Source organism: Carnobacterium sp., assembly GCF_049673005.1.
Classification (GTDB): Bacteria; Bacillota; Bacilli; order Lactobacillales; family Carnobacteriaceae; genus Carnobacterium_A.
In genome coordinates, this window is the sequence record NZ_JBATXB010000067.1 from 1 (window position 1) to 5,350 (window position 5,350).

A 5,350-nucleotide genomic window follows, 5' to 3' on the forward strand; every position below is an offset into this window, starting at 1 on the left:
AAAGCTTTAATGCCTTATATGGATAACGTTATTTTTCATGGAGGTTGCAATACCTTTACAGAGGCCTTGTATTACGGGAAACCGATGATTATTTTACCTTTTTCAAGCGATCAATTTAATATTGCCTATGATTGTGAAAAAAAACAGCTAGCTGAGATACTGGATCCAAATACATTTACTGAAGAGAACTTAGTCACAGCTCTTTTAAAAATAAATAATCAAGATACGAGTGAAATAGCGTATTGGAGTCAGATATCCAAGGATAGAGGGCCTGATTTTGCGGTCAAACAAGTATTGAAAAATATCTAAAAAGGATAAATAGGTGGAAAACTGGCTGCACCAAAGGTCAGTCCTGCTAATTAAGTATGAGATAGGAGCTGATTGAATGAACTTTCTTTCTATGAAGAGAAAAGAGCCCGTTAATAGAAGTAAGTATGATGTAGATGGTATTCCCCCATTGAGAGAAGCGGTTCCATTAGGGTTGCAACATATCTTTGCTATGTTTTTAAGCAATATAGCTGTTCCAATAATTGTGGCAAAAGTAGTTGGGATTTCAGGTAGAGACCTAACCGTGCTAGTCCAAAGTGCAATGGTTATGGCAGGTGTAGCAACGTTGATTCAGTGTTATCCAATCTGGAAAGTTGGAGCGAAACTCCCTATTGTAATGGGAACTAGTTTTGGGTTTTTACCAACCAATATTTCAATAGCTAGTGGATATGGTATCTCGGGCTTGTTAGGGGCTACATTTGTAGGTGGGTTATTTTGTGCAGGATTAGGTTTTTTTATACAACCGTTGAGACGGTTCTTTCCAAAAGTGGTCACGGGGACAGTCGTATTGACAATTGGTTTATCCTTACTCCCAACTGGGATTGAAGCGATGGCTGGTGGAAATGGATCTGAAACGTTTGGCTCAATGAAAAATTGGTTGGTATCTTTGTTTGTTATGTCTTTAGTTTTACTTTTAAATCAATTCGGTAAAGGGATGGCTAAAACATCGTCAATCTTAATTGCTATTATTATAGGATATGTATTAGCAGTTGCTCTTAACATGGTAGAGTTTGGGCCGATAAGAGAAGCTAATTGGTTTTCATTGCCTCAACCTTTTTATTTTCCATTAGCATTTAAGTGGGGCGCAATTGCACCTATGCTAATTATGTTTATCGTTACCGCCGTAGAAACGGTTGGAGATGTTACCGCAATAACAATGGGTGGATCAGATAGAGAGCCAACAGATAAAGAACTTTCAGGGTCAATTATTGCGAATGGAGTAACGTCTTCACTAGCAGCGATGTTTAATTCCTTACCGAATACATCTTTTAGTCAGAATGTTGGAATGATTTCTTTTACTAAAATGATGAGTCGCTATATTGTAGCGGTTGGATCAGTTTTTTTAATTGCAGCCGGGTTAATACCTAAATTTGGGGCGATGATCTCTACTTTACCCCAAGCGGTTATTGGTGGCGCTTCTATCATTATCTTTTCCCAAATTACTTTAACAGGAATTAGTATATTAACAGCTGAACCCTTAACGGATCGTTCAAAAGTAATTATTGGTCTTTCTTTAGTTTTTGGACTCGGATTGACTCAAGTTCCTGAGGCAATGGTGGGTTTACCGGATTTCTTAGCCTCTTTATTTGGTGGGTCAGCTATCGTCATAGCCTGTTTAGTTGCTTTAAGCTTGAATATTATTTTACCGGCAGAAGCTGAGTTCCATAAGGAAGAAGTACAAGAGTAAATGAATACTATGAAACCTTCTTCTTTCTTTTTAGTTAATAAATAGCTATACTTAAGTAAGTATATGGAAGAAAGTAGGAGATAAAATGATCGAGAAGTATGATTATATTGCTATCGGTGGCGGAAGCGGCGGAATAGCTTCTATCAATCGTGCAGGAATGCATGGAGCTAAAGGCGCATTAATAGAGGGAAACGTTATCGGTGGGACATGTGTCAATGTAGGATGTGTACCTAAAAAAATTATGTGGCACGGGGCACAAATGATGGATGAAATGAATTTATATGCTTCCGGTTATGGGATTGATATCCCTTCGAAAAACTTGAATTTTTCTAAATTAGTTAAAAACAGAGAGGCTTTTATTGAGAGACTACACGGTAGTTATGAAAATGGATTAGCTAGTAATGATGTTGATTTAATAAATGGATATGCAACGTTTATTGATAATAAAACTATCGAAGTAAATGGAAAACAATACACGTCAGACCATATTTTAATTGCAACAGGTGGTCAACCGGAATTCCCAACTATTCCAGGAGCTGAATATGGTATAGATTCAGATGGTTTTTTTGAGTTGACAGAATTGCCAAAACGAACAGCTATCGTTGGAGCAGGGTATATTGCAGTAGAATTAGCAGGTGTGTTGCATGGATTAGGATCTGATGCGCATTTATTTGTTCGCCAGCATGCACCATTAAGAAACTTTGACTCGATTATAGTTGAGGGTTTATTAGAAACAATGGAACGAGAAGGAGCTACTCTTCATACGTATTCTATACCTGAAAAAGTAGAAAAGAATGATGATGGTAGCCTGACTCTTTATTTAGAAGACGGTACAACACACGAAACGGATACACTTATTTGGGCAATTGGTAGAAAGCCAAATACAGAAAATTTAAACTTAGAAGCAACGGACGTTAAAGTTAATGATGGCGGATATATTGCCGTCGATGAATTTCAAAATACGTCAGTAAAAGGAATATATGCGATTGGCGACGTAACCGGTCATATTGAACTAACACCGGTTGCTATAGCTGCAGGCAGACGTCTTTCTGAGCGTTTGTTCAATAATAAACCATTAGAGCATTTAGATTACGATAACGTACCAACAGTCGTTTTCACCCATCCACCAATTGGGACGGTTGGTATGACAGAAGAACAAGCAGTTGATAAGTATGGTGAGATGCAAATAAAAACTTATGAAACTAGATTTACCGCTATGCATAGTTCAATTACAGAAAATAGACAAAAAACGTACATGAAACTAGTTTGTTGCGGGCCGGAAGAAAAAGTTATTGGTCTCCATGGAATGGGATCTGGAATGGATGAAATGCTTCAAGGTTTTGCTGTTGCCATAAAAATGGGTGCGACGAAAGCAGATTTTGATAATACTGTTGCTATTCACCCAACTGGTGCGGAAGAATTTGTTACAATGAAATAAAAAGCTAGTGAATAAAAAGTCTCCATTCTTATACCTTAACGGTTTAAGAACGGAGACTTTTTTAATGGATAAATTGTGGTTCAGTGGTTAATTCCACGTGAACTCCATAATGATCGGAAATAACTGGATAATTTAACCCGTTGAAGACAACTCTAGACTGATTAACTAAAATAGATTGATTTGTAAAAATAAAATCTAATCTTAGTCTATCTTTGTTTTCAGTCCATCCATCTATAGTGCTTTCAACAGTATGACCGATATCACGCTTAACAGCTAGCCGATAAGTATCGAACCATTCTTTAGTTACTAAATCATATCCTTCATTTTTTGACTGTGCAGGATTATTAAAATCACCCATTAAAAAGATAGGGCCAGTTAGAGTTTTGAAAAAAGTAGAACAGATGCCCCATTGCTCTTTAAACGTATCTTCTTCATCATTCCACCAACCTAAATGAAGGTTAAAATACCATTCTTCCTTAACCTGTATACCAATGATAGATCTTGTTTTATGGTTACTATAATCTGTACTTTTTGAAGCATAAAACGTTTTGATTTGTTGGATAGGATGAAGACTTAAAAAGGCTAAGCCTTCATCATAAGTATCATAACCGATGTGTGAAGGCAACCAAGTCCATGAATACTGTAAACCTAATTTTTCTAATTTTTGCTGTACTTGAAACGCAAAATTATTCTGTTTAATCTGAATAGAAGGATCAGCAGCTTGATAAGTAAAAACATCTGATAAATCTAGGACAGATTCCTCTATAGATTGATTTACCTCCTGAAATGCTAAGATATCATAGTGATGCAATAAAATAGTATCTACAAGAATATCTAACTTATCATGTGAGTCTTCTTCTAGCCAACTATGAGTATTTAAAGTCAATAGTTTCAACGAATTAAACTCCTAGTGCATCTTGAATATCTGATTTTAAAACATCTGCTTTTGGTCCATAAACAGCTTGAATTCCCTGACCTTTTTTAATTAAACCTAAAGCACCGACTTTTTTCCAAGCAGCTTCATCCCCAACTAAATCAGGATTTTTTACACTTACGCGGAGGCGAGTCATGCAGGCGTCAACGTCTGTAATATTTGAAGGGCCACCTAAAAGAGCGATAATATCTGTTACTTGTTTTGAAGAGGCTTCAACTTTTCCAGCATGACTAGAAACGTCACTTGCTTGCGTATCAGTGATAGATTCTTCATCAATGTAGTTTCCTAAACGTCCTGGAGTAGCAATCTTGAAACGACCAATCATGTAATAAGAGATAAAGTAAGCGATAGCAAAGAATGCAAGGCTACTTAAGACAAAGTTAATAACATCCCATGCTAAACCAGCATTAAGAGACATAGGAACACGAGTTAAGAACTCTAGGTTTCCGAATGAGTGAACACGCAATGGAATTATGTCAGCTAATGCAAAGGAGAATCCTTGAATAACAGCATAAACAACGTAAAGTAAAGGTGCAGCAAACATAAACATGAATTCAAGTGGCTCAGTTACACCGGTTAAGAAAACAGCAATAGCGGCAGAGAAGAATATTGATTTGTATTTTCTGCGTTTTTCTATGTCTGTTCTACGGTACATAGCAAAAGCAACACCCATTAGTGTTCCAGTTGCACCAATCATTTGACCAACTTTAAAACGAGCAGGAGTAATGCCGGTTAATAAAGCCTGATAAGCAGTTGTATCGCCTGAATCTTTTAAATTTACTAAATCACTAACCCAAGCTAACCAAAGTGGATCTTGGCCGAATACTTGTGCTCCTGCATTTGCTCCAGTCAAGATGGTATAAGTACCTCCAAGTGCCGTATAGTTGATTGGAATGGTTAACATGTGATGCAATCCAAAGGGCAATAATAAACGTTCCAATGTTCCATAAATAAATGGAGCTACTATTGGAGCGGTATCAGCTGAAGTAGCGATCCACTGCCCAAAGTTATTGATACCTGTTTGAATAATTGGCCAAAAAACAGCTAATATAAGGGAAACAAGAACAGACCATAAGATAACCACAAATGGTACAAAGCGTTTTCCATTAAAGAATGAAAGAGCTTCAGGTAATTTACGGTAGTTATAATACTTATTAAATACAATTGCTCCTACAAAACCAGAAATAATTCCTACAAACACTCCCATATTTAAAGCAGGTGCTCCAAGAACAGAAGTGAAATA

General features: G+C 36.8%; 5 protein-coding genes. 3 read left to right on the forward strand and 2 right to left on the reverse strand.

The features are described from left to right. From WBF61_RS05385 to gorA, 3 genes are all read left to right on the forward strand, one after another. A partial coding sequence (locus WBF61_RS05385; protein ID WP_424254611.1) for a glycosyltransferase occupies positions 1–309 on the forward strand: 309 nt, incomplete at its 5' end. Positions 310–385: 76 nt separating this feature from the next. Further along, entirely contained in the window at positions 386–1,735 is a 1,350-nt protein-coding gene (locus WBF61_RS05390; RefSeq protein ID WP_424254613.1) for a uracil-xanthine permease family protein, read from the forward strand. An 85-nt stretch (positions 1,736–1,820) separates the two neighbouring features. After that, positions 1,821–3,173, forward strand: coding sequence for a glutathione-disulfide reductase (gene gorA / locus WBF61_RS05395; RefSeq protein ID WP_424254615.1), 1,353 nt, complete (start codon positions 1,821–1,823; stop codon positions 3,171–3,173). A 61-nt stretch (positions 3,174–3,234) separates the two neighbouring features. Here gorA and WBF61_RS05400 read toward each other — a convergent pair whose 3' ends face one another. Both WBF61_RS05400 and WBF61_RS05405 read right to left on the reverse strand, forming a co-directional pair. Next, the gene (locus tag WBF61_RS05400) at positions 3,235–4,068 is read right to left on the reverse strand and encodes an endonuclease/exonuclease/phosphatase family protein (RefSeq protein WP_424254616.1); all 834 of its coding nucleotides are present in this window, start codon (positions 4,066–4,068) and stop codon (positions 3,235–3,237) included. 4 nt (positions 4,069–4,072) lie between these two features. Next, on the reverse strand, positions 4,073–5,350 hold a 1,278-nt coding region (locus WBF61_RS05405; RefSeq protein WP_424254618.1), incomplete at its 5' end, for a PTS transporter subunit IIBC.